This window comes from Bradyrhizobium sp. Tv2a-2 (assembly GCF_000472425.1).
Lineage (GTDB): Bacteria > Pseudomonadota > Alphaproteobacteria > Rhizobiales > Xanthobacteraceae > Bradyrhizobium.
The window spans coordinates 1-24,030 of record NZ_AXAI01000026.1 but is presented as its reverse complement, the minus strand read 5'-3'; the positions used below and the strand labels follow the sequence as shown (position 1 = coordinate 24,030).

20 protein-coding genes and 1 pseudogene are annotated in these 24,030 nt (G+C 63.6%); 8 read left to right on the top strand and 13 right to left on the bottom strand.

Features of this window, described 5'->3' with window-relative positions; genetic code table 11:
• Positions 1-197 precede the first annotated feature (197 nt).
• Complete coding sequence (locus A3AI_RS0134955) at positions 198-1,112, bottom strand: intradiol ring-cleavage dioxygenase (protein ID WP_024519994.1); 915 nt, start codon at positions 1,110-1,112, stop codon at positions 198-200.
• Positions 1,113-1,277: 165 nt separating this feature from the next.
• Between A3AI_RS0134955 and A3AI_RS0134950 the strand changes: the two genes are divergently transcribed.
• Entirely contained in the window at positions 1,278-2,552 is a 1,275-nt protein-coding gene (locus A3AI_RS0134950) for a serine hydrolase domain-containing protein (protein ID WP_024519993.1), read from the top strand.
• Positions 2,553-2,689: 137 nt separating this feature from the next.
• On the top strand, positions 2,690-4,198 hold the full coding sequence (locus tag A3AI_RS0134945) for a sensor histidine kinase (protein WP_024519992.1): 1,509 nt from the start codon (positions 2,690-2,692) through the stop codon (positions 4,196-4,198).
• A gap of 171 nt (positions 4,199-4,369) precedes the next feature.
• Here the strand turns inward: A3AI_RS0134945 and A3AI_RS0134940 are convergent, their stop codons facing one another.
• Positions 4,370-5,101 carry a cytochrome c biogenesis CcdA family protein gene (locus A3AI_RS0134940; protein ID WP_024519991.1) on the bottom strand — a complete coding sequence of 244 codons (732 nt, stop codon included), beginning with the start codon at positions 5,099-5,101 and terminating at the stop codon, positions 4,370-4,372.
• Positions 5,102-5,368: 267 nt separating this feature from the next.
• The gene (locus tag A3AI_RS0134935; RefSeq protein WP_245287024.1) at positions 5,369-5,653 is read right to left on the bottom strand and encodes a hypothetical protein; all 285 of its coding nucleotides are present in this window, start codon (positions 5,651-5,653) and stop codon (positions 5,369-5,371) included.
• A 298-nt stretch (positions 5,654-5,951) separates the two neighbouring features.
• On the opposite strand from A3AI_RS0134935, the gene A3AI_RS0134930 reads away from it, so the two are divergent.
• Positions 5,952-6,995 carry a LysR family transcriptional regulator gene (locus A3AI_RS0134930; RefSeq protein ID WP_024519989.1) on the top strand — a complete coding sequence of 348 codons (1,044 nt, stop codon included), beginning with the start codon at positions 5,952-5,954 and terminating at the stop codon, positions 6,993-6,995.
• A gap of 7 nt (positions 6,996-7,002) precedes the next feature.
• On the top strand, positions 7,003-7,398 hold the full coding sequence (locus tag A3AI_RS0134925) for a helix-turn-helix domain-containing protein (protein WP_024519988.1): 396 nt from the start codon (positions 7,003-7,005) through the stop codon (positions 7,396-7,398).
• 114 nt (positions 7,399-7,512) lie between these two features.
• Here A3AI_RS0134925 and A3AI_RS0134920 read toward each other — a convergent pair whose 3' ends face one another.
• Together A3AI_RS0134920 and A3AI_RS0134915 are read right to left on the bottom strand one after the other, a co-directional pair.
• The gene (locus tag A3AI_RS0134920) at positions 7,513-9,159 is read right to left on the bottom strand and encodes an FAD-dependent oxidoreductase (protein ID WP_024519987.1); all 1,647 of its coding nucleotides are present in this window, start codon (positions 9,157-9,159) and stop codon (positions 7,513-7,515) included.
• Complete coding sequence (locus tag A3AI_RS0134915) at positions 9,156-10,136, bottom strand: Bug family tripartite tricarboxylate transporter substrate binding protein (RefSeq protein ID WP_036050745.1); 981 nt, start codon at positions 10,134-10,136, stop codon at positions 9,156-9,158. Before A3AI_RS0134915 ends, A3AI_RS0134920 begins: the two co-directional genes overlap by 4 nt.
• 267 nt (positions 10,137-10,403) lie before the next feature.
• Here A3AI_RS0134915 and A3AI_RS0134910 point away from each other — a divergent pair, with 267 nt between their 5' ends.
• Genes A3AI_RS0134910 through A3AI_RS0134900 form a run of 3 tightly spaced genes read left to right on the top strand, consistent with a single transcriptional unit; the run spans position 10,404 to position 13,371 of the window.
• Entirely contained in the window at positions 10,404-11,774 is a 1,371-nt protein-coding gene (locus A3AI_RS0134910) for a L,D-transpeptidase family protein (protein WP_024519985.1), read from the top strand.
• Between the two features lie 28 nt (positions 11,775-11,802).
• The gene (locus tag A3AI_RS0134905) at positions 11,803-12,534 is read left to right on the top strand and encodes a glutathione S-transferase family protein (protein ID WP_198030301.1); all 732 of its coding nucleotides are present in this window, start codon (positions 11,803-11,805) and stop codon (positions 12,532-12,534) included.
• An 18-nt stretch (positions 12,535-12,552) separates the two neighbouring features.
• Positions 12,553-13,371 (top strand): enoyl-CoA hydratase, encoded by an 819-nt coding sequence (locus A3AI_RS0134900; protein ID WP_024519983.1) that lies wholly within the window; start codon positions 12,553-12,555, stop codon positions 13,369-13,371.
• Positions 13,372-13,382: 11 nt separating this feature from the next.
• On the opposite strand, the pseudogene A3AI_RS0134895 reads toward A3AI_RS0134900, so the two are convergent.
• The 8 genes and pseudogenes from A3AI_RS0134895 to A3AI_RS0134860 form a co-directional block, all read right to left on the bottom strand.
• Positions 13,383-14,474 (bottom strand): annotated as a pseudogene (locus tag A3AI_RS0134895) (isocitrate/isopropylmalate dehydrogenase family protein); the annotation flags it as partial.
• A 118-nt stretch (positions 14,475-14,592) separates the two neighbouring features.
• Positions 14,593-15,660, bottom strand: coding sequence for an alcohol dehydrogenase (locus tag A3AI_RS0134890; RefSeq protein WP_024519981.1), 1,068 nt, complete (start codon positions 15,658-15,660; stop codon positions 14,593-14,595).
• Positions 15,661-15,713: 53 nt separating this feature from the next.
• The gene (locus tag A3AI_RS0134885; RefSeq protein WP_084801139.1) at positions 15,714-16,694 is read right to left on the bottom strand and encodes an ABC transporter ATP-binding protein; all 981 of its coding nucleotides are present in this window, start codon (positions 16,692-16,694) and stop codon (positions 15,714-15,716) included.
• Complete coding sequence (locus A3AI_RS0134880) at positions 16,691-17,686, bottom strand: ABC transporter ATP-binding protein (protein ID WP_024519979.1); 996 nt, start codon at positions 17,684-17,686, stop codon at positions 16,691-16,693. Before A3AI_RS0134880 ends, A3AI_RS0134885 begins: the two co-directional genes overlap by 4 nt.
• The gene (locus A3AI_RS0134875) at positions 17,683-18,555 is read right to left on the bottom strand and encodes an ABC transporter permease (RefSeq protein ID WP_024519978.1); all 873 of its coding nucleotides are present in this window, start codon (positions 18,553-18,555) and stop codon (positions 17,683-17,685) included. The genes A3AI_RS0134880 and A3AI_RS0134875 overlap by 4 nt, the downstream gene beginning before the upstream one ends.
• A complete protein-coding gene (locus A3AI_RS0134870; protein WP_024519977.1) occupies positions 18,542-19,492 on the bottom strand; it encodes an ABC transporter permease in 951 nt (316 codons plus the stop codon). Before A3AI_RS0134870 ends, A3AI_RS0134875 begins: the two co-directional genes overlap by 14 nt.
• Before the next feature lie 5 nt (positions 19,493-19,497).
• On the bottom strand, positions 19,498-21,033 hold the full coding sequence (locus A3AI_RS0134865; protein ID WP_024519976.1) for an ABC transporter substrate-binding protein: 1,536 nt from the start codon (positions 21,031-21,033) through the stop codon (positions 19,498-19,500).
• 92 nt (positions 21,034-21,125) lie between these two features.
• Positions 21,126-22,325: a CaiB/BaiF CoA transferase family protein gene (locus A3AI_RS0134860; protein WP_024519975.1), complete on the bottom strand. Its 1,200-nt coding sequence runs from the start codon at positions 22,323-22,325 to the stop codon at positions 21,126-21,128.
• 199 nt (positions 22,326-22,524) lie between these two features.
• Here A3AI_RS0134860 and glgA point away from each other — a divergent pair, with 199 nt between their 5' ends.
• Positions 22,525-23,940 (top strand): glycogen synthase GlgA, encoded by a 1,416-nt coding sequence (glgA, locus tag A3AI_RS0134855; protein ID WP_024519974.1) that lies wholly within the window; start codon positions 22,525-22,527, stop codon positions 23,938-23,940.
• The last annotated feature ends 90 nt before the right edge of the window (positions 23,941-24,030 follow it).

Genomic DNA, 24,030 nt, shown 5'->3' with positions numbered 1-24,030 from the left:
AGCAGCGGCTCGCTTATTTCTTGAATGGCGATTCGCTCATTTCTTGTGCGACGCACAAGGAATGAGCACTATGCCTAAAGGATGTTGTTGCGGGTTTGGTACATTCAATCACCGTCGCCCGGGAGACTGTGAAGCGAGTCTCAAGGGCGACGGAGAACGAGGCCGCCCCCGAGCGCCCCAAATCGATCAGGCGACGATCAAGCGGGTTCGGCAACCTTCGTCCCCAGCGGCTTGGGCGCCATCCCGCCACCCGGCTTGACGCGGAACTCGTAGGTCATCAGGTGCCAGGGTGCGTCGGCCTTTTTGCCGTCGGGCATGGTCGGATCGCTGCGCTTCTCGACCTTGGCGATGAGTTCGTCCTTCACACCGAACACCACGTCGGAATCGATGTACTTGTCGCCCTCGATGAAGACGTGGGTGATCAGCGGCTCGTAGCCGGGCGCGTTCACAAGGAAATGAATATGGGCGGGGCGCATCGGGTGCCGCTTCGTCTGCATGATCATCTCGCCGACCGGGCCATCGGTCGGGATCGGATAGCTGCAGGGCAGGATGGTGCGGAAGAAGAAACTACCATCGCTGTCGGTGATGAAGCGCGCGCGAGAGACCGCGCCCTCGGTCGCATAGGTCTCCTTTTGCGAATCATAGAAGCCGTCGCCGTCGGCATGCCAGATATCGACGGGAACGCCCGCGAGTGGCTTGCCGTTCAGGTCGGTGACGCGGCTCTGCACGAACATCCGCTCGCCTTCGAGGCTCTCCGATACATCGGTGCCGTGCGGGGTGACCTTGTGCTCGCCGACATAGAAGGGCCCGAGCACCGTGGTCTCGGTGGCGCCGTCGCGGTCGCGATGGTTGACCGCGTCTACCAGCATGGAGACGCCGAAGACGTCCGACAACAGGATGAACTCCTGGCGGATGTCGGTGCATTTGTGGCCGGTGCGGGTCAGGAAATCGATGGCGTATTCCCATTCCTCGAAGGTGAGGCCGGTCTTGCTGACATAATCATGCAGCGACTTCACCAATTCCTGCAGGAGGAATTTCGCCCGCGGGTTTGGCGTCTGCTCGAAACTCTTGACGACGGCCGCGGTGAGCTCGGTTTCGTTGAATTGCGCCATTGTGATTTCCTGAAAGGGAGCTTTAAGAAGAACCTCTAAGTGCGTTTCCACGCGCCCGTAACCCTACACCAGTTCCGCGCCCGGGTAAGCATCTGCTTGGTGGCAAGCGGGTTTTTCGGCTATCAAGCCGCATCGTGCAAAATTTCAAATTCAAAGAGTTCCCACATGCTTGCCCCGACCCTCGCCTCACCCGAATCCGCCGGCATGTCAAAGGCTGCGCTTGAGCGTGCCGAAACACATCTCAAAGCGCGCTATGTCGACGCCGGCCGCTTCCCGGGAACCCAGCTTGTCGTCTACCGCCGCGGCAAGCTTGTGCACGCCTCATGTCAGGGTTTTGCCGACCTCGAACGCAAGGTGCCGGTCAAGCCCGACACCATCTTCCGCATCTATTCCATGACCAAGCCTCTGACCTCGGTCGCGTTCATGATGCTGTTCGAGGAAGGCCTCGTCGCACTTGACGAGCCGGTGCACAAATACATTCCGGAGTGGAAGAACCTTGGCGTGTTCGTGGCCGGCGCGGCGCCGAACTTCCTGTCCCGCCCGCCGGCGCGCCCGATGCTGATCGTCGACCTGTTGCGTCACACCTCGGGCCTGACCTACGGCTTCCAGCAGCGTTCCAATGTCGACGCGGCCTATCGCGCGGCGAAGATCGGCGAGGTGGAGAAGGCCGGCACGCTGCAGTCGATGATCGAGGCGCTGGCCGACATCCCCCTGGAGTTTTCGCCCGGAGAGGCCTGGAATTACTCGGTCGCCACCGACGTGATCGGCTACCTGATCGGCAAGATCTCGGGCCGGCCGTTCGAGCAGTTTCTCAAGGAGCGTATCCTCGATCCGCTCGGCATGACCGACACCGCCTTCTACGTGCCGGCTGACAAGGCGCATCGGCTGGCAGCCTGCTATTCCGCCGATCCAAGCGGCGGCATGAGCTTCCATGCGGGCCAGCGCCGCGACGGGCTGACGCTGCAGGATGATCCGGCCACCAGCTCCTTCCTGTCGCCGCCCTCGCTGATTTCAGGCGGCGGCGGCCTGTGTGCGACGGCGTCCGACTACCTCACCTTCTGCCGCGCGCTGCTCAATGGCGGCGAGCTTGACGGCGTCAGGCTGCTTTCGCCGAAGACACTCGCGCTGATGACGGCCAATCATCTGCCGAACGGGCTCGACCTGCCCGCCATGTCGCGCTCGCTGTTCTCCGAGGCGAGCTACAACGGCATCGGCTTCGGCCTCGGTTTCTCCGTCACCATCGATCCAGCCAAGACGCTGATCCCCGGCAGCTCGGGCGAATATTCCTGGGGCGGCGCGGCAACGACCTCGTTCTGGATCGATCCTGCCGAGGAGTTGATTACGATTTTCATGACCCAGGTGCTGCCGTCCAGCGCGTATCCCCTGCGGCGCGAGCTGCGCACCATGGTCTATTCGGCGATCACCGACAGCAATCTCTAGCAAGCGCAACGAGCGCCCCTGTTGCGACGCACGCGGCGGAACGCCGCGTGCAAGCAAGCGTTGCACAAAATGTTTGGCGGAAGCGAACCGCTTCTCCTATGCTGCCTCAAGGGCTTGGGTGCCGGTCCGGGGAGTTCGTGCCGAAACCTTCACTGCCAGTGCGACTTGTCCTTCTGGTGGCGGGAACCTCGCTGCCGCTAATCATATTCGCGGCCGGCATCGTCTTTCACGATTACATCAAGGATCGCCGCGAAGCCACGCAGCGGGTTCTGGAAATCGTGCGCAGCGTCCGCTTCACGCTGGACGCCGAGATGCGGCGCATGACCGGCGGCCTGCAGGTGCTTTCGGTGACCGATGCATTGCGGTCCGGCGATTTCGCGCACTTCAGCGGCATGGCCTCGGGCTTCCTCGATCAGTATGGCAAGGACGGCGTCATCCTGGTGGCGGATCGCCAAGGCCATATCCTTTTCCCCGCATTCGAACCTGACAGCCCGATGCCCACGCGGCGCAACAACCTCGCCATCGTCGACAAGGTGTTTGCGACTGGTCAGGCGCAATATTCGAATGTGTTCTTTGGGGTGGTGAAGCGGAAATGGATCATGACCGTCGACGTGCCGGTCATGCGCGACGGCGAGGTGGTCTACGACATCTCCTTTAGCCCGCCGATCGAGATGTTCCAGAGCATGGTGGAGAAGCAGCGGCCGAACGCGGACTGGACGGTGACCTTGCTCGACGGCGAGGGCGTCGTCTTCGCCCGCATCCCCAATCCGGACGCGACCGTCGGCAAGCACGCCTCGCCGACGCTGTTGCCCGAGCTGTTCAAATCATCGGAAGCGACGCTGAACAGCATGTCGCTCGATGGGGTGCCGCTGATCACGGGCTTTTCCCGCTCGCCTCTCACGGGCTGGACCATCGCCGCCGGCGTCACCGAGAGCTCGCTGGTCGCGCCGCTGTGGCGCAACCTTGCGATTGCGAGCGCGATCGGCGCCGTGCTGCTGTTGACCGGGCTTGCCTTTGCCGTGCGCATGGCGACCACGATCGCCCGCGGCGAAATGCTGCACGACCTTTTGATCGAGGAGCTCAACCATCGCGTCAAGAACACGCTCGCGATCCTGCAGGCGATCGCGATGCAGACCTTCCGCAGCGCGACCCGCTCCGAGCGAGACAAATTCGAGGGGCGGCTGGGCGCGCTTGCCGAAGCGCACAACCTGCTCTCCAGCGAGAAATGGCAGGGCTCGGAGCTGAAGGACGTGCTCGAACGCGTGCTGCAGCCCTATCTGATCAACGCCCCCGAGCGGGTAAAGATGTTCGGCCCGCATGTGCCGCTCTCGCCGCGCCATGCGGTGGTGCTGTCGATGATCGTGCACGAGATCGCCACCAACGCGGCCAAATATGGCGCGCTGTCCAACGACCTCGGCACCATCGGCATCGACTGGGAGGTCATCCCTGGGGGAACCGGAGAGGTTCTCCGGCTGATCTGGACGGAGAGCGGCGGCCCGCCGGTGACCGCGCCGATCCACCGCGGCTTCGGCTCGCGCCTGATCGAGCGCAGCGCCCGCGACCAGCTCGGCGGCGAAGCCACCGTGGATTTCCTGCCGCGAGGGGTGGTCTATACCATCACCTGCGCGCTCGAGCAGGCGGGGTAACTTCAAATCGTTGGAACTGTGCTCCGGTTTCTCCCGCCATCCCGCGCAAATGGCTTCGCCGTTTGTCGCTGGAGGGACGAGCCTTGCGGCGCAATTGCACCGCTGGGCGAGCCTCGAATGATGACGGTGATCGCTGGGAGCTCATGCGCGATCAAAATGATCGTCGTTCAATCACCCGATATTCTGCAGCGACGGAAAGGCTTCCAGAAGCCAGATGCTGACGTTCGAGACCGCGCCGGTCAGGAAGCCGATGCCGGTTACGATCATCAGCACGCCCATGGCGCGCTCGACATTGACAAGCTGTCCCTTCATCCGGGCAAACAACGCCGAGAAACGCTCGATCATGAAGGCGGCGATCAGGAAGGGAATGCCAAGACCTGCCGAATAGATCGCAAGCAGGCCGGCCCCCTTGGTCACCGTGGCTTCGGCTGCGGCGATCGACAGGATGGCGGCCAGGATCGGACCGATGCAGGGCGTCCAACCGAAGGCGAAGGCAAGTCCCATCACATAGGCGCCCCAGAGACCGACAGGCCTTGGGATCGGCAGCCTCCCTTCCCGCATCAACAGGCCGATCCGGGTCAAGCCCAGGAAATGCAGCCCCATCGCAATGATGACGATACCGGCGAGGATGGACAGTTCTGCCGACCATGCGCGGATGAGGGATCCGACCAGGGAGGCGCTGGCGCCAAGAGCCACGAACACGGTGGAGAAGCCGAGCACGAAGAGCGCGGCCGACATCATCACCGCGCGCCGCGAGGCGGCGGCTGCGTCATTTTCGAGATGCTCGATGGTGGCGCCGGTGAGATAGACGAGATAGGGCGGCACCAGCGGCAGCACGCAGGGCGACAGGAAGCTGACAAGGCCCGCGATCAGCGCCGCCGGTATCGAGACATTCTGGATCATACGCTTCTCGTCGTTTCCTCAATGCAAGCCGCCCAGCCCTATGCGGGGTCCGAGCGGCTTCATGTAGCGGATGAAGGATTTTGCGCAACAGAGCACATCGGCGGGCCAAGACAGGCCACCCGGAATAGGCCAATGGACAACAGCTAGCGGACGGACCGCGGGAGCTCCAGCGCCGCGACGCACGGCGGGCACAGAAACGGCATCACAAATGCGGCACCGCGCTGCGCCCCGGCTTCAACGGGATGCCAGAACGACTTGACCACGCGGCTACTTGACCACTCGGAGCAGCGGGCGCCGGGACAAGCCCTGCGAGGACGTCGCCTCTTGCAAATCGTCTCCGGCGAGCTCCTTCGCCGCCATTGCGTCGCAGAGCAACTTGAGCTCGGCGTCGCCTATTCGATTGAGTTTCATCCTGACATCCAAGACAGCGACGGAGACAAGATGGGCCGAGTCGCGGTTGCCGCTCGCGGCGAGCGCAGACCGGCATTCCTCCAGCATCACAAGAACCGCAACCAATTGTTCGTCTGAATTAGGCACCGGATCCGTTTCCATTCCCTGGCTTGCGGCACGCGTCGACAGCCGAACGATCATAGCATGAAACAAAGGGAGGACACGAATACCATTTCGCAGCGACACGACTTGAGGCTTCGATCAAAGTCCCCGTACAATTGCGGGTCTTGAGGTCAACGGCGAGTGTCATGTCGCGCTACTTCCACACCGGTATGGGGCGACAATCCCAAAAAAACCGCCCCCACAGCAATCATAAGCGTCAAAATGCGCGAAGAAGGACCCGTCGTAGTTGTAGTGAGGGCAGTATTCTGCCAAAGTTTATCACCCGGAAAGGGATTGTATGCATCTCGTGGTGGAAAGGGGCGTTCCTCTTGAGGAACGCAAGACGATGACCGCCGGTCTCCCGGACTGGGACGCGGCGCGCATTTTCCTGGAAGTCGTGCGCTGCGGCAGCTTCCGTTCCGCCGCCGAGCGGCTGGCTCTGTCGATCAACGCGGTGCGGCGGCGCATCAACGATTTCGAACGGCAAACCGGCGCCACGCTGTTCACGCGTGACGTGCATGGCGCGCGGTTGACTGAGGAAGGCGCCTTGATGGTTTCGGCGGTCGAACGCATGGAGGCCGCATCCTTCGAACTGTTGCGTGCGAGCGACGGCGTCGCCAACGCGCTGTCCGGCGAGATCAGGGTCGCAGTGACCGAAGGGCTCGGCACGTTCTGGTTGGCGCCACGGCTGGTCGAGTTCCAACAGAGCTTTCCCAATATCCTGGTCGACCTGCATTGCGCGATGCGCTCAGCGGATGTGTCGCGCCACGAGGCCGATGTCGCGATCCACTTGTCACGGCCGGCAGCGCTTGACGTCAAGCTGGTTCGACTCGGGCGCATGCACATGATGTTCTTTGCAAGCCAGAAATATCTGGAAACACATGGAGCGCCGCGCAGCCTTGATGAGATGCGCCGACACCGGCTAGTGCTGCAAGTCGCCGACGAAGCGGCGGCGAAGGAAGCGTTCGAAAGCGTCTTCCCGGGCTCTACGCAACGTGAACTCGTGATAATGAAGACCAACGTTTCCAGCGCCAACTACTGGGCTGTCGCCAATGGCGCCGGCATCGGTGTATTCCCAACTTACGCGCTCGCGCTCGGCGGGAATATAATACCGCTCGACATCGAGCTGCCGTGGTCGTTCGACATTTGGCTGTCCTATCACGCGACCTCTGGACGCATCCCTCGGGTGCGGCGGATGCTCGATTGGCTGATAGAAGCCTTCAATCCCGCGAAATACCCGTGGTTTAGGGACGAATTCATCCATCCACGGGAACTTAAAGCGGTATATATGGGCGCGCCCCTGACCCATTTATTCGGGGGCTTCTCGACCGAAGGACGGTGACACAAGTATGAATAAATCAGCGGCAAAGAAGATGAAGCAGCGCAGTGCCGGCAAGCCCGACATTGAGCTTGGCAAGCGAATCCGGCTGCGGCGCGTCGAGCAGAAGATCTCGCAGGCAGAGCTCGGCGAAAAGCTCGGCGTCAGCTTTCAGCAGGTCCAGAAGTACGAGAAGGGCGTCAACCGCGTCGGCGCTGCCCGCCTTCAGCAGATCGCTTCCGCGCTCGATGTGCCCGTCACGTTCTTCTACGACGGCGACACCAAGTCTCGGGAAGTCGAGAGCCTGTTGTTCCTCGACAGCGCGTTCAGCCTGAGGCTCCTGCGGGCCTACAGCAAGATCAAGGACCAGACCGTGCAACGCCAGCTCGTGTCCTTGATGGAATCGATCGCGGCCAACGAAGAGTAAGCGGCGCCTCGCGGCGACCTTGCGGGAGGAAGAGCGAACGTTTTGGTTTGCACATGATCTGTGTGCCAACGCTGAGCGTTTGTCACGGGGAAGGCCGGTTTCCACTTCTCCGGATCATGCTCTCGTGCTCGCACCCCGTACGCGGTCGACCAAGGCTGCCGGATCGTCCGGCACGCGATCGCCGCGCCAGGCCACATGCTGGTCCGGTCGCGACAGGACAAGCCTGCCGGCATCAAGACCGGCGGCGTCCGGCTGCTCGACGTCCACAACCTTCAGCGGTAACTGCCTGTCGCGCGCCGCAGCCTCAATCGCGGCCGCGTCAATTTTTGTATCAAATCGTATGAGCGTGAACGCCGGCCCCATCGCATCGTAAAGCGAGCGGCCGTCCTTCAACCAGACATGCGGCATCCGGCAGCCCGGCACGGTCGATGGCGTGTAGTCCGCCATGGTGTAGGGCGGCGGTTGCGCGCCGTCATAAACAATGATGGGCGAGGCTTCGTAGTAATAGCCGAAGTTGAGGCCGGCGCAGGCATATTGCTGGACATTGATCGCGTAGGTCAGCGCACCGATCTCCTGCCGTACCTGCTCGCCCTGCGGCCCCTCCTCCTCGATCTCAGGTGGAATGGCGCCGCGGCGGCGAATTTCGGCCTCCGCGTGCGACATCGCAAAATGCGAGACTTGGCGCGTGATCGCCCCCCGCTCAGCCTCGTAAGCATCCAGGATGTTCGCAGGCGCCCAACCGGCCAGATGGGCGGCGAGCAGCCAGGACAGGTTCGCCGCATCCGCAATGCCAGCATTCATGCCATAGCCGGCATAGGGCACCCAGATATGCGCGGCGTCGCCGACGATGAAAGCCGCGCGGTCGCGAAATTTATTGGCGACCAGTCGGCGGCCGTACCAGTCCTCCCTGGAGATCATCTCGTATTCGAAGTCGGCACCGACGCCGAGAATGGTGCGGATCGAGGCATCGCGGTCAACGGACTCAAAGTCGCTTTCATCGGGCTTGAGATAATTGTGCACCAGCCATCGCTCGCGCCCGTCGATCGCATAGACCATGCCGGAGCGGCGCGGATTGATGGAGCCGGTGCCCCAGGCGCGTTCATGGCGCTGCAGACCGATCAAAGCCGGCGCGCGGATGAAGGTCGACTGCACGCGCTGGATCACGGCGTCGCCCTCAAACTCGGCGCCGATCGCCTTGCGCACGATGGAGCGTGCGCCATCGCAGCCGATCAGGAAACGGCAGTCGATACGCGAGGTCCTGCCGCCGTCGAGATCGCGCAACGAGACCGAAGCGCCGTCGTCACGCACGGCGACGGTTTCCGCCAGCGTGCGGTTGAGAATGCGGATGCGCGGATGCGCGGCCGCATGCTCGAACAGGATCGGCTCGAGAAAAATCTGGTTGATGCGATGCGGCGGCTCCGGCGTCGGCCAGCCGCAATCCGCCCCTTCCCGGTCAGCGAAACGGTCGCGCCGGCAGGGAATCCTGATCCGCGTCAGCTCTTCGCCGGCGAAGGAGGTGCGATAGGCGATGTCGTGCGGATAATCGGCTGGCAGACCGGCGTTGCGGATCTTGTCCGCGACACCGAGGCGGCGGAATATCTCCATGCTCCGCGCGGCAACATGGTTGCATTTCGGCTCGGGCGGGGCGGCACGCGCGCGGGCTTCCACCACGGTCACATCGATGCCGCGCCAGGCGAGATCGATGGCGAGCGTCAGCCCGACCGGCCCGGCACCAATGATCAGCACATCCGATGACGTCATTCCGGTTCGATGCCCGCCGTGTTGACGATCGTCGCCCAGCGATCGCCTTCGCTTTTGATATAGGCGGCGAAGCTCTCCGGCGTCGACGGCGGCAAAGGCTCGATCGCCAGCGCAGCAAATTGCTCGCGCGCGGCACTATCGCCGACGAAATTGCCGATCTCTGTTGCCAGCCGCTCGACAATCGGGCGCGGTGTGCCGGCTGGCGCGACCACGCCCTGCCAGGCGACGAGTTCGAAACCGGCAAGACCGCTTTCGGCCAGGGTCGGAATGTCGGGCGCGGCTGCGGCGCGCTTGCGTGTCGTGACGCCGAGCACCCTCAGCTTGCCCTCCTTGATCTGCTGCAGTGCCGGTTGCAGATCCACCACCATGAAGGAAATGTGGCCGGCGATCACGTCCAGCATGGCCGGCACGCTGCCGCGATAAGGCACATGGCGGATGTCGATGCCGGCCTGAGATTTGAGCATCTCCGCACCGAGATGCTGTGGGCTGCCGTTGCCGGCAGAGCCGTAGGTCAGGCCGGGCTCCCGCTTTGCATAGGCAATGAACTCGGCAAGCGTCTTGGCTGGGATCGAGGGATTGATGACCAGAACGAAGGGCACGGCTGCAACCAGCGCGATCGCCGCAAAATCCCTGACGGGATCATAGGGCAGACTCTTGTACAGGGTCCTGTTGATGGCGAGGGTGGTCGAGGTCGCCATAAGAAGCGTGTAGCCGTCAGCCTCTGCACGCGCCACTTGTTCGGCGCCAATGGTGGTCCCCGCGCCCGGCTTGTTCTCAACAATGACGGTGGCAGCAAGCGCGCTCTTGAGCCGGTCGGCGATCAGTCGTCCGAGGAGGTCGGTGGTCCCTCCGGCCGGATAGGGCACCACGAGCTTGATGATTCGGCTCGGATAGACGGCCTCTGCGCGCGCGCATGGCGCGATCAGCAGTGAAAGCCCGCCAGTCAAGCCCGCGACTACGTCCCGGCGCGTCAGCATGGGGTCTCCTCGCTACGTGCCGGCCTTTTCGAAATCGGTTCTGGCGACACCTTTTTGTTGCGAACCAGATTACCCGCTGTTGCGACATATCAAAGCCCACCAAAGTTCAATACGGTTCCTTGGTGGCGCAGCACTTAACAAGCACGCAACCCAAATGCGCTAGATTTGGGAGATTCACCGCTCCCCCCGGCTCCGCCCCGCCTCTTTCCTCCCAGTGCTTTCACTGATCAAAAGTGACGCCCCTCAGGCGTCTGTCAGGGACAGATCATGCGTCAATTGATGTTCGCAGCCTTTGCCGCGCTTGTGGTCGGCGCCCCCGCTTGGGCACAGAGCGCAGCACCTGCAGGTCAGGCCGCACCAGCGACACAGCCCGCGCCGCCCGCACAGTCCGCGCCGGTCAAGAAGACAGCAACGCCGGACCCGACCCATCCGGCCCACGCTGCCGCCGCAAAGCCTGCCGATGCCTCGACCCCCGAATCGCGTTCGGCGGCGGCGCTTGCGCTGTCGCACGAGCCGACCTTCGACGAGGGCACCGCGCAGCGAATCAAGGAAGCAGCGCTCTCCTATTCCGACATCGCCGTGCGCGGCGGCTGGCCGACAATTCCGGCGGACGCAAAATTCGCCATCGGCGTGGCGGGCGCCAATGACGACTTGTTGCGCAAGCGGCTGATCGTCACCGGCGACCTCGCCGAGGACAGGGCGACGGGGCCGTTCGACGAGACGGTCGTAGAAGGCATCAAGCGCTTCCAGGTTCGCAACGGGCTTGCGCCAACAGGGCAAATGACGCCGCGCACGCTTGCCGCCCTCAACATGCCCGTCCAGAAGCGGATCCGCCAGCTCGAGGCCTCGCTGGAGCGCCTGCAGAACATGAATTTCGCCTTCGGCCAGCGTTATGTCGTGGTCAACATCCCCGCGGCCTTTGCCGAGGCCATCGAGAACGACAAGGTGGTGCGCCGCTATCGCGTCATCGTCGGCAAGACCGAGAAGCCTTCGCCGACGCTGACCGCCGAGATCACCGGCGTCGTGCTCAATCCCACCTGGACGGTGCCCTCCTCGATCGCCAAGACCGAGATCTCGGCCCATATGCGCAAGGATCCGACCTATCTCGAGCGCATGCACATGGAAGTGCTTGACGCCCATGACACCCCGATCGACCCGCATTCGGTGGACTGGTCGGGCGCGCATACACCGAATTTCACCGTGCGGCAGCAGAACGGCAGTTTCAATGCACTGGGTGCGGTCAAGATCGACATGCCCAACCCGTATTCGGTCTACATGCACGACACCAACCAGAAGAGCCTGTTCAGCGACGACTACCGCTTCGACTCCCACGGTTGCTCGCGGGTCGACAATGTCCGCGACCTCGCTGCCTGGCTGCTGCAGGAAGAGATGTCGAAATGGAACCGGCCTGCGATCGATGCGGCAATCGCGACGGGCGCGCACCAGGAGGTCGCCTTGCCGAAGAAGGTGCCGGTCGCCTGGGTCTATCTCACGGCATGGATGACCGGAGACCAGACCGTCCAGTTCCGCAACGACATCTACAATCAGGATGAGCAGCTTCTGGAGGCAACCGCAGAGGAGGCCGCGTTCTTCAACCAGGCTGCCAACCATCCCTTGACGGCCCATATGGCGCAGTGAACCATACCCCTCGTCAAAACCAAACGTCATGATGGTCCTGCATCACGGTTGGCGCTCGAGCGCTTCGCGCCGGGTGCGGCTGTGCCTTGAGGAAAAGGGCCTGAGCTACCAGAGCCATGTCGTCGACATGGCAAAGATGGAGCATCACTCGCCTGACTATCTGAAGATCAATCCGCTCGGCGTGATCCCGACCTTGATGCATGACGGGCGGCCGCTGCACGAGAGCGGCACCATCTGCGAATATCTCGACGAGAGCTTTCCCGATCCGCCACTGCGCCCCGACGCACCTTACGAGCGCGGGGAAATGCGCAACTGGATCCGGCACATCGACGGCCTGATCGGCAACCTCATCGTGTTCAACTGGCGGCACCACCTGCAGAAGGTCGCCAAGCAATGGTCCGACGAGGAACTCGCCGAAAAAATGAAGAGCATCCCAAGCAGGGAGCGCCAGGAGGCGTGGCTCAGAGTGGCGCGCAAGCCCCATACCGAAGAAGAGCGCGGAGCGGCGCGCACCAGGCTGGTGCAGTTGTTGGACAAGATGGAAGAGGCGCTCGCGCCCTCGGGCTGGCTGGTTGGCAAGGCCTATTCCATCGCCGATATCGCCGCCGTGCCCTTCGTCAAGCGGGTCGAGGAAGAGATCGCGCCGGATCAGGTATCCGAAAAGACCCATCCTCGCGTCGCGGCATGGTGGGCTATCATACAGGCCAGGCCTGCTTTTGCGCGGGCGAATATCGGCCCGTTCGTGACGACAGACTCCTGACCACCGAAAGTCTCTTCCATGCTGGACACACCGAACAAGCAAAAATCCCACGCCGACGGCAAGATCCTGCAGGAGATCATCGAGGGCGTCGGCATCATCACCTTCAACAATCCCGACAAGCGCAATGCGATGTCGCTTGACATGTGGGAGGGTTTTGGTGCGGCATTGACCGAATTGCGCGACGATCCGAACGTGCGCGTCGTGGTGCTCAAGGGCGCCGGCGACAAGGCCTTCGTATCAGGCGCCGACATCAGCCAGTTCGAGAAGGAGCGGCACAACGCGGAGGCCTCGGAGGAGTATTCGAAGCGCAGCGCCGCGCAGCGGGCGCTGTTCGCCGACTACCCGAAGCCGACCATTGCCTGCATCCGGGGCTTCTGCCTCGGTGGCGGCATGCAGGTCGCCATGCTTTCCGACATGCGCATCGCCGCCGAGAACAGCCAGTTCGGCATTCCCGCGGCCAAGCTCGGCATTGCCTATGGCTTTGACGGGCTGAAGCACCTGGTATCGCTGGTCGGGCCGTCCTGGGCGCGGCTCTTGATGTACACGGGCATGCGAATCGATTCCAGGGAAGCGTTGCGCATCGGCCTCGTCGAGCGGGTGCTACCGGATTCGGAATTGTGGGGCGCCACCATGGAGATCGCGCGCACCATCTCAGGCAACGCCCCGCTGGCGATTCAGGCCGCCAAGATCACCATCGCGCAGGTGCTGAAGGATGCCCACGAACGCGACATGGCGGCCGTGAAGAACATCGGCACCGCCTGCATGGACTCGGAGGATTTTCGGGAAGGACGCCAGGCCTTCATGGAAAAGCGCAAGCCGCAGTTCAAGGGCAGGTAAGGGTAGCGCCGCTACAGCGCCTGAAGCACCGCCTTCGTAACATCGGCCGTGCCATTGCTGCCGCCGAACTCGAACGGCTTGATGCCGTCGGCATAGACCTTGTCGACCGCGCGCTCGATCCGCTCGCCGGCTTCCACCGCACCTTCCAGCCCGTGTTTCTCGGCGAGCCAGTCCAGCATCATCGCGACCGACAGGATCATGGCGGTCGGGTTGGCCTTGCCCTGCCCCATGATGTCGGGTGCGGTGCCATGGCAAGGCTGAAACACCGCGTAGCGGTCGCCGATGTCGGCCGACGGTGCCATGCCCATGCCGCCGATCAGGCCGGCCGTGAGATCTGAGAGGATGTCGCCGAACATGTTCTCCGTCACCAGGACATCGAAATCCCAGGGGCGCTTCACGAGCATGGCCGCGCAGGCATCGATATAAAGGTGATCCGCCTTCACCTTCGGATGACGTTGGGCGACCTCGTCGAAAATCCCGCGAAAGAACGCAAACGCCTTGAACACATTGGCCTTGTCGACACAGGCGAGTCCGCCGCTGCGGCCCCGCGCGGTCCGCCGTTCGGCGAGCTTGAAGGAAAATGCGAACAGGCGCTCCGAGGTCCGGCGCGTGATCAGCATCGTCTCGCGCGCCTCGTCATGGCTGACGGTGCCCTTACCCATCGAGGCGAACAGACCCTCGGTCGACTCGCGGATCACGACGAGATCGATGCCGCGCGTATCTGCGCCGACGATCGGGCTCGGCACCCCCGGAATGAGCCGCGCCGGCCGCACGCCGGCGTAGAGGTCGAAGAGCATGCGCAGCTCGATCTGCGGCGCGATCTCGGTGTTGTCGGGGTAGCGCACCGACGGCAATCCGCAGGCACCGAGCAGGATCGCATCCGCCTCCTCGCACAGGCGGATGGTGGTCTCGGGCATCGACTTGCCGGTCGCCTTGTAGTGGTTGGCGCCCGCTTCCGCCTCGGTGAAGCGGAACTTCAGGTCCGTCGTCGCCTCCACCTTGCGCAGGATCTCCAGCGCCGGCGCCATCACCTCGGGTCCAATGCCGTCGCCGGGAAGGACGGCAATGTGGAGGGCGCTGTTGGCGGACATGCGGATTCCTTTGCAGGCCAGTTACGCTGCCATTCCGGGGCGCTCGCAGGGCGAGCGAACCCGGAATCTGGAAATTGTGGCACGAGATTCCGGGTTCGATGCTGCGCATCGCCCCGGAATGACGGACGAGCTACGGCACCAGAATGGCGCGGCCGACCAGCCGGCCCTTTTGCAGATCGACCAGTGCGTCATTGGCTTTGGCGAGCGGCATCGGCGTGACCGGGATCGCCGGAATCCTTTTCGCGCGCACGAGGTCGAGCAGCTCCTCGGTCTCGCGCAGATTGCCGACATAGCTGCCCTGAATGGTGACGGCCTTGATCGGGATCAACGGCAGCGCCCACGGCGCGCCGCCGCCGAACAGGCCGACGATCACGAGCTTGCCGCCCTTGGTCAGGCAGTCGAAGCCGAGCTGCGCGGTCGCAGCGTTGCCGACGAGATCGATCACGGCGCGGATCGGCTCGCCCGCTTTCTTCGCGAGTTGCTCCAACGCATCCGGCGCGCTGCCGTCGACAGTCGCCAGCGCCCCGGCCTTTTCCGCCGCCTCGCGCTTTCTGGCATCGATGTCGACCACGATGGCGCCCTTGCCGCCCATCGCCTTCAACAGCGACAGCGCCATCAGGCCGAGCCCGCCGGCGCCGAAGATCACGATCGGCGTATTGAAGTCCTTTTCGACCTTCTTCAACGCGCTGTAGGTCGTAACGCCCGAGCAGGCGTAGGGCGCCGCCGTGACGGGATCGAGACCTTTCAGGTTGAGCAGATATTTCGGATGCCGCACCGTCATGTGGTCGGCATAGCCGCCGTCGCAGTAGACGCCGAGCGATTGCGGCTTCAGGCACATGTTCTCATCGCCAGCGAGGCATGTCGCGCATTGGCCGCAGCCGATCCAGGGATAGACCAGCGCGACGTCGCCGACCTTGAGCCCGCCCTTGTCGGCCTCCTTCACATCGGGCCCGAACGCCACGATCTCGCCGACCGTCTCATGACCCATGGTACGCGGCAGCGACACGCCACGATCCTTCAGTGACAGCGGCTTGCGGCCATGGCCGAGATCGTAGCCGCCCTCCCAGATGTGCAGGTCGCTATGGCAAACGCCGGCGGCCTTCACACGGATCAGCACCTGGGTGCCGTTCGGCTGCTGCGTCGGCTGCTCGATCTCTTTCAAGGGGGCGTTGAATTCGACAACCTGGAAGCTTTTCATGGCATCTCTCCCATGTTCTTGTTGTTGGCGCGTCTCTCCTGCTCCCTGATTATTTAGATCAAAGGATGATGGCAAGCGACGTATTGTCCTGACGCGACCGGGCGCAGTTCCGGCACCTCCGCAGCGCATTTGGCATCCGCCCGTGGGCATCGGGTGCGGAAACGGCAGCCCGAAGGCGGCGCCATCGGCGATGGCGGCTCGCCGACGGCGACGCTTTCAGCAGGCCGCACATCGGGATCGGGCACCGGGATCGCCTCGATCAGGAGTGCGGTATAGGGATGCGCAGGCTTGTCGAACAATTGCGCGGAGGGACCAACCTCGCAGAGCCTGCCGAGATACATCACCGCGACACGGTCGCTGACGGCTTTGACCACCGCGAGATCATGGGCGATGAACAGCAGCGTCAGGGCGAAGCGCTGCTTCATCTCCTCCAGCAGATTGAGGATCTGCGCGCGGATGGAGACGTCGAGTGCGGAGACCGGCTCATCGCAGATGATGAATTCCGGATTGAGCACCAGCGCCCGCGCGATGCAGATGCGCTGGCACTGCCCGCCCGAAAACTCATGCGGCAGACGGCCAACCACCAGCGCCGGGTCGAGGCCGACGGCGCTCAGGGTTTCGCAGACCAGCTCCCGTCGCTTCTTCGCATCCTTGACGCCAGCGATCACCAGCGGTTCGGCAATGATGTCGCCGATCCGCCGGCGGGGGTTGAGCGAGGCGATCGGGTCCTGAAAGATCAGCTGCACCCGATGGCGCATCTTGCGTAAGGCGTCGCCCTGCAGCGCCGTCAGGTCGGCGCCGTCGAACAGCACGCGGCCCGATTTCGCGCGGCGAAGTTGCAGCACCGCGCGTCCCAGCGTGGACTTGCCGCAACCGGATTCGCCGACCAGCCCCAGCGTCTCGCCGCGGGCGATCTCGAGGCTGACATCGGAGACCGCATGAACGGTGCGCGCGCCGATCGGGTATTCGACGACGAGGTTTTCCACCTTCAGAAGCGGATCGCGTGCCACGATGGTCGGGTTGCCATGCATCATGCACTCACGCCGGCGCTGATCTTGAGTGGATGGAAGCATGCATAGCAATGCCCCTCGGTTTCCGCCGTCGTGAGCGCAGGCTTGCTCCGCAGGCACTGGTCGCCGACATTGCGGCAGCGCGGCGCAAAGGAGCAGCCCTTCAGCGGGCGGGTCTGGTCCGGTGGCCGGCCCGGGATTGCCGCGAGCGGCGTATGCGGCGCCGCTTCGATCTTCGGGATCGCCGCAAGCAGCGCGGCCGTATAGGGCATATGCATGTTCTTGAACAGAGCAGGTGTCGGCGCCCGCTCGACCACGCGACCCGCATACATCACGGCGACCTCATCGGCGCGGCCGGCGACCACGCCAAGATCATGGGTGATCAGGATCATCGCCATGTGGCGGCGGCGCTGCTCGCGCGCCAGCAGATCGAGGATCTGTGCCTGGATGGTGACGTCGAGCGCCGTGGTCGGCTCGTCAGCGATCAGGAGCTTCGGTTCGCAGGACAGCGCGATCGCAATCGCCACGCGCTGGCGCATGCCTCCCGAAAGCTGGTGCGGATATTGGCTCAGCCGCTGCTCCGGCGCGGGAATCCCGACGGCGGCGAGCAGCTCCGCGCTGCGCCGCCGTGCGGCCGCTGCATCAAGCTCGAGATGCTCCTGCAGCGTTTCAACCAGCTGAGTACCGATGGTGAGCACCGGGTTCAGCGAGGTCATCGGGTCCTGGAACACTACCGCGATTCCGCGCGCCCTCAGCCTGCGCAAGGCCTCCGCGTTCAAACGCACCAGGTCCTGGCCGTCGAAGATGACGCGGCCGGAAAGCTTTGCCTTCTTCGGCAACAGCTGCAGGATCGCCCGCGACAGCATGGTCTTGCCGCAGCCGGATTCGCCGACAATGCCGAGCGTCCGGCCGGCACCGAGCGAAAGATCGACATGATCGACCGCGCGCAGATTGCCACGGGGCGTCGGCAGCTCGACGACGACGTCCTCGATCGTGAGCAGCGCCGGCCCGCTCACAGCGCGCCCTGCCGCGGATCGGTCAGCGCCCGCAGGGTGTCGCCGACGAGGTTGAAGGAGAGCACGGTGAGAAACATCGCGATTGCCGGAATGAAGGCAAGCATGGGCGCGACCTCCAGGCTCTCCCGCCCCTCCCCGATCATGCTGCCCCAGCTCGAGATCGGCGGCGGCACGCCCAGGCCCAGGAACGACAACGCGCCTTCGACCACGATGGTGACGGCAACCCCTAACAGGAAGAAGGCGAGCAGTGGCAGCGCCACATTGGGCAAGAGCTCGCGAATAATGATCCGCGCATGTGTGGCGCCAAGCGCTTGCGCCGCGATGACGAATTCGCGCCGCGCCAGCGTCAGCGTGGACGCGCGCGCCACCCGCATGAAGGCGGGAATGCCGAGCACGCCGAGAATGCAAGTCAGATTGAGGATCGACTGGCCGAGATAGGCGGTGACGGCAAGCGCCAGGATCAGCGGCGGAAAGGCGAGCAGCACGTCCATGCTGCCGACCACGAAACTCTCGAACCGGCCGCGGAAATAGCCAGCGAGCAACCCAAGCGCGCCGCCGATCACAAGCCCGATGATGGGCGCGAACAGGCCGACGGTGAGCGAGATGCGGGCGCCAAAGATCAGGCGGGCAAACTCGTCGCGCCCGAGCGCGTCGGTGCCGAGCCAGTGCAGCGCCGAGATTGGCCCGCGTCGCTCCAGCATGTCCATGTCGGTCGGGCTCGGCAGCGGCAACACCGGCGCCAGGATCGCGACCAACAGGACGAAGACCAGCCAGCCGATCGCCGCCCAGAACAACAACCCCAGTTTTCGCGACCGCCGCGCCGGGCTTACGACAACATCCTCAGCGATATCGAGCTCAAGCGTGGCCATGGCGGATCCTCGGATCGAGCACGGCATAGAGCATGTCGACGATGAAGTTCAGCAGCACGTAGCCTGCGGCCACGCAAAGCACGACGCCCTGCAGGATGATGAGGTCGCGGGTATAGATCGAGCCGAGCAGCAGCCGCCCGATGCCCGGCAGCGCGAAGATCGACTCCACGATCACAGTGCCCCCCATCAGGCGGCCGATATTGATGCCGGTGACGGTGACCAGCGTCAGGGACGACGGCTTTAACGCATGCACCAGCAGGATGCGCGAGGGTTTTAAGCCCTTGGCGCGGGCCATCGCGATGTAATCCTCCTGCAGCGTCGCGATCATGTCGGAACGCAAGACCCGCATCAGGACCGGCCATTCGCCAAGCGCGAGCGTGAGCGCCGGCAACACGAAACAGCGCAGATTGCCCAGCGGATCCTCCGAGAACGGGACATAGCCGGTTGCCGGCAGCCAGCGCAGCTCGACGGCGAAGAAATAGATCAAAAGGATCGCCGAGAGGAACGCCGGCACCGAGAGCATGCTGAAGGCAGTGCCGGTGACAAAGCGGTCGAACGCACTGCCGGCGCGCACCGCGCAGGCAATCGCAAGTGGAATGCCGATGATGAGCGCGCCGAGCTCGGCGAGCAGCATCAATTCGAAGGAGACCGGCAGCCGCTCCGTCACCGCCTGCAGCACGGTCTGGCCAGTGCGGAAGGAACGACCGAAATCGCCCACCAGCACATGGCCGAGCCAGCCGAGATAGCGCCACCAGATCGGCTGATCGAGCCCCATGTCATGGCGAAGCGCGGCAACCTTGTCCGGCGTCGCCTGATCGCCGAGGATCACATAGGCGAGATCGCCGGGCAGCAGCGAGGCGATCAGGAACGTGAGCAGCGAAACCGCAAGCAGAACCGGCAACAGATAAAGCAGCCTTCGCGCAACGAAGCCGAGCATGCCGTTCATTCCAGCCAGACGTTGGAGACGTCGATCACCCCGCTATGGATTTTCGGCAGGCCTTTCAGCCTCGCCGTGGAAATGGCGTAGTAAGTATTCTGGAATGTCCAGAACCAGATCGCCTCCTTGTTGATGAGACGGCTGGCAGCGCAATAATCCTCGGTCCGCTGCGCGACATCAGCGGTGACACGCGCATGCTCCAGCAAATGGTCGAGCTCCGGATTGGAATAATTGGCGAGCGCGACCGGGCTGCCGGTGTGGAAGTTGGCGAACATCTGCGGATCGGGATCGGCGAGATCGATGATGCGCCAGGGGATCAGCTGGAACTGACGCATGAAGGCGCGCGGCACCACGGTCGCCTGGTCGATTTGCTCGATCTCCATATTGGCGCCGGCCTGCTTCCAGAATTGCTGAAACACCTGGCCGATGGTGCGCCCGCGCGGGGTCGCGGTGACGACCATCTTGAACTCGACCGGCTTGCCATAGTCCTTGATCAGCGCCTTCGCCTTGTCGAGATCATAAGGCAGCGCGCCGTCGTCCTTGCATTTGACCCAGGAGCCCTCGCCGTAAGGGTTGCTCGCGGGCTTGGCGAGGCCGTTGGTGATGGCCTGCGACATCTTCTTGCGATCGATCGCCATCACCAGCGCTTGGCGCACCCGCACGTCGTCGAACGGCGGCGTCTTGGTGTTGAAGGCATAAACCTGCGCGCCCGAGCCGGTATAGCTGTGAACCGTCAGCTTCGGATCTTTCTGCGCCTTCTGGATGTTGTCGGGGTCATATTCGTCATCCCAGACGATATCGGCCTCACCCGATTGCAGGCTCGCGAAGCGCGACTGCGCGTCCGGCAACGGCTTTAAGATGATCCGGTCGAGATAGGGATGGCCCTTGTTCCAGTAATCCGGATTTTTCTCCAACACCATGCGGTCGCCCGCGGTCCAGGATTTCAGGATGTAGGGACCGGTGCCGACGGGATTGCGGTTGTAGTCGTCACCCTTGGTCTTCCACGCGGTTGGCGATTGCACCACATTGTTCGAGGTCGGGGCGGCCGCGAGCGCCGGCAGATTCACCTGGGGATCGTTGAGGTGATAGACCAGCGTCAAATCGTCGGTCGCCTCCACGTCATGGATGAAGGCGATATAGAAGGCGCAGCGGCATTTGTTGGCCGGGTCCTTCTGCCGGTCGAAATTCTCCTTCACCGCTTGGGCATTGAACGGCGTGCCGTCCTGGAATTTCACGCCCTCGCGCAGCTTGTAGGTCCAGGTCTTGTAATCGTCGGAATGGGTCCAGGACACCGCAAGCTTCGGCTGCGGCTCGCCCTTGTCATCGAGATAAGTGAGCGTATCGAAGATCGCGGCCGCAGCAGTCTCGGCCGAGGTATCGAACACGCCGATCTTCAGCGGATCGAAGCCGGGGATATCGAGTTCCTGACCAACGGTGATGCTGCCGCCGGATTTTTGCGCCTGCGCCGCGCCGGCCATCGAGGCAAATGCCGCAACAAGGAAAATTGGCGCAAGCCTGCGCATGCGCGTCGTCGCCGTCATCGAAGTTCCTCCCGAGAATCCCTGCACGTCCGGTGTTCCGGATCGCTGGCAGCAGCTTGTACGGAATCGAGGCTAGCGGCAAGCCGCAACCGCTACTCCGCGGCAACCTGCCCCGAGGAGAACGCTGCGATCTCCTGCTCGGACAGCCCCGCCTCTTGCAGTAACGCGCGCGTGTGCTCGCCGAGCGTTGCGATTCTTTTACCCGCGGCGACGCGCGCGCCGGACATGCGGAACGGCAGGTTCATCATCCTGAAGCTGCCGCCGCCATCTTCCACTTCCGCCAGCGCGCCGCGATGGGCAAGCTGCGGATCTGCGAGCGCCTGCGCCACCGTGCGATAGGCCGATGACGGCACGCCTTCGCGGTTCAGCCCGGCAAGACACTCTTCAGTCGTCACCGTGCGCGACCACGCCTCGACTCCCTCCATCAGTTCGGCCCAATTGGTGCGGCGGTCGGCATAGGCCGCGAAGCGCGGGTCGCTGATCCATTCGGGATGACTGATCACCTTCATCAATCCCTGGAACGTCTTTTCGCTGGCGATTGCGACCATGACATAGCCGTCTTTGGTCTCGATCGGGCCGAACATCGGACGCGCGGTCTGCTTCACCGGGAATTGCGACCACTGCACCTCGTTCAAGGTCAGGCTCAGCATCGATTCGAGCATGGAGACATCGATATGCTGGCCGCGCCCGGTCCGGCTGCGCTGATAGAGCGCAGATGTGATGGCGCCGAAAGCGTAAACGCCGGTCAACACGTCAGCGTGATAGATGCCGCAATAATCGGGCCGCTCGCGGCCGGGCTGATAGGCGAGATGCGCCATTTCATAACCGGACGCCGCGTGAATCACCGGCGCGTAGGCCGGCAGTTCGGCCGAAGGACCGCTTTGTCCATAACCTGAGATCGAGCAGTAGATCAGCCTTTCATTTGATGGCGCGAGGCTGTCGTAATCGAGCCTCAAGCGCCGCATCACGCCAGGCCGGAAATTCTCGACCACGATATCGGCTTGTGCGGAAAGCCGCCGCACCACCTCCTTGCCTTCGGGCGATTTGAGGTCGAGCACAAGGCTCTTCTTGCCGACATTGAGCTGGCCGAAAGCGGTGGAGCAGCCGTTGCGAACGGGGGGACGTGTGCGCATGGTCTCGCCATCGGCCGCCTCGATCTTGATCACCTCCGCGCCCATGTCCGCAAGCATCCGCGCGCAATGCGGGCCGGCAATCGTGGTCGAAAAATCGAGCACGCGAAGCCCGGTGAGACATCCTGTCAAATGGCCCTCACCGTTCTGCGTTATGGTCATCTCAAACTCTCCCTGGGCGCAAAGCTTTTTTCGTTATTGCGCGGACAGCGACCCTAAAGGGCGGACGGCCCTTGGGGAAGCTTTTCGCCGCGCGGACTATCGGCGCGCGACCTTGAGTGGACCAAACTGGACCTTTTCTTGCATGGCAGCATTTGACAGTGGCGCGCCTTCCCAGCGGGGCACTCCTACGGGGCATTTATTGAAGGTCCTTTTTGTCACGACGGAGATGGACGATTTCGTCCGCGTGGGCGGACTGGCCGCCGTTTCCGCCGCGCTGCCCCGGGCACTGCGCCCCTGGAGCGACGTCAGGGTCCTGCTTCCCGGCTACCGCGACGTCATCGAACAACTCACCCACATCCAGATCGTTGGCCAGGCGCCGGCGTTTGCCGAGATGCCGGCCTGCACGCTCGGCCGCGCATCGACGCGCGACGGACTGCCGGTCTATGTGCTGTTGTGCCGGGAGCTCTATGACCGGCCGGGCAACCCTTACGGCGACGAGCAAGGCCGCGACTGGCCCGACAACGACATCCGCTTCGCCCGGTTCGCGTCGGCCGCTGCCGAGCTTGCGATGGGCAAGCTGGACAAGAATTGGGCAGCCGACCTCGTCCACGCCAATGACTGGCAGGCCGCTTTGGTGCCGGCCTATCTCGCATGGCGCGGCGCCAGGCTTCCCTCCATTCTGACCATCCACAACCTCGCCTATCAGGGCTTGTTTCCAAAGGACTCGCTGCGCCGGATCGGCGCGCCTGAAAACGCATTCCACATCGACGGGCTGGAGTTCTATGACAAGCTGTCCTTCCTCAAGGGCGGCCTGGTCTACGCCTCGCACCTGACCACCGTGAGCGCGAATTATGCCAAGGAGATCACGAGCGACGAGTTCGGCTGTGGATTGGAAGGGCTGTTACGGATGCGCTCGGCCGCCTCGCAGCTGACCGGAATCCTCAACGGCATCGACGAGAGCTGGGACCCGCGCTTCTGCTCCCAACTCGCGCAACCCTTCGCCGCCGGCGACTGGCAGGGCAAGCAGGCCAACGCCGACTATGTCCGCAAGCAGTTCGGCCTTGCCGTCTCGCGCGGGCCGATCTTCGGCCTCGTCGCGCGGCTGGTGCACCAGAAGGGCATCGACCTCGTGCTTTCGGCCGCGGACGAGATCATCGAAGCCGGCGGACAGATCGTGGTGACGGGCTCGGGCGAGCCGCAATTCGAGCAGGCACTGGTTGATGCCCATCGCCGCCGCCCCGACGCGATCGGGGTTGCCATCGGCTTCAACGACGCCCAGGCGCGCCGCATCTTCGCCGGCAGCGATTTCACGCTGATGCCCTCGCGCTTCGAGCCCTGCGGATTGAGCCAGATGTATGCGCAGCGCTTCGGCTCGCTGCCGATCGGCCGCTCCACCGGAGGTCTCGCCGAGACCATCACCGACGGAGAGACCGGCTTCCTGTTCGATCAGCCCTCGACCGAATCCTTCGTCGGCGGCATCCGCCGCGCCTTCGGCGCCTTCATCGCCAAGGATCGCCTCGACTGGATGCGCCGCAGCGCCATGTCCCGCAGCTTCAGCTGGGACCTGTCGGCCGCCTGCTACAGCGCGCTGTACAGGAAGCTGGTGACGCCGTAACCGCGCCCCGAACGTAGGATGGTCACGCGCTACGCGGCGCCTCGCCCGACGGCACCTCAACCGGCGGATCATCATCGGCGATCGCGCGCC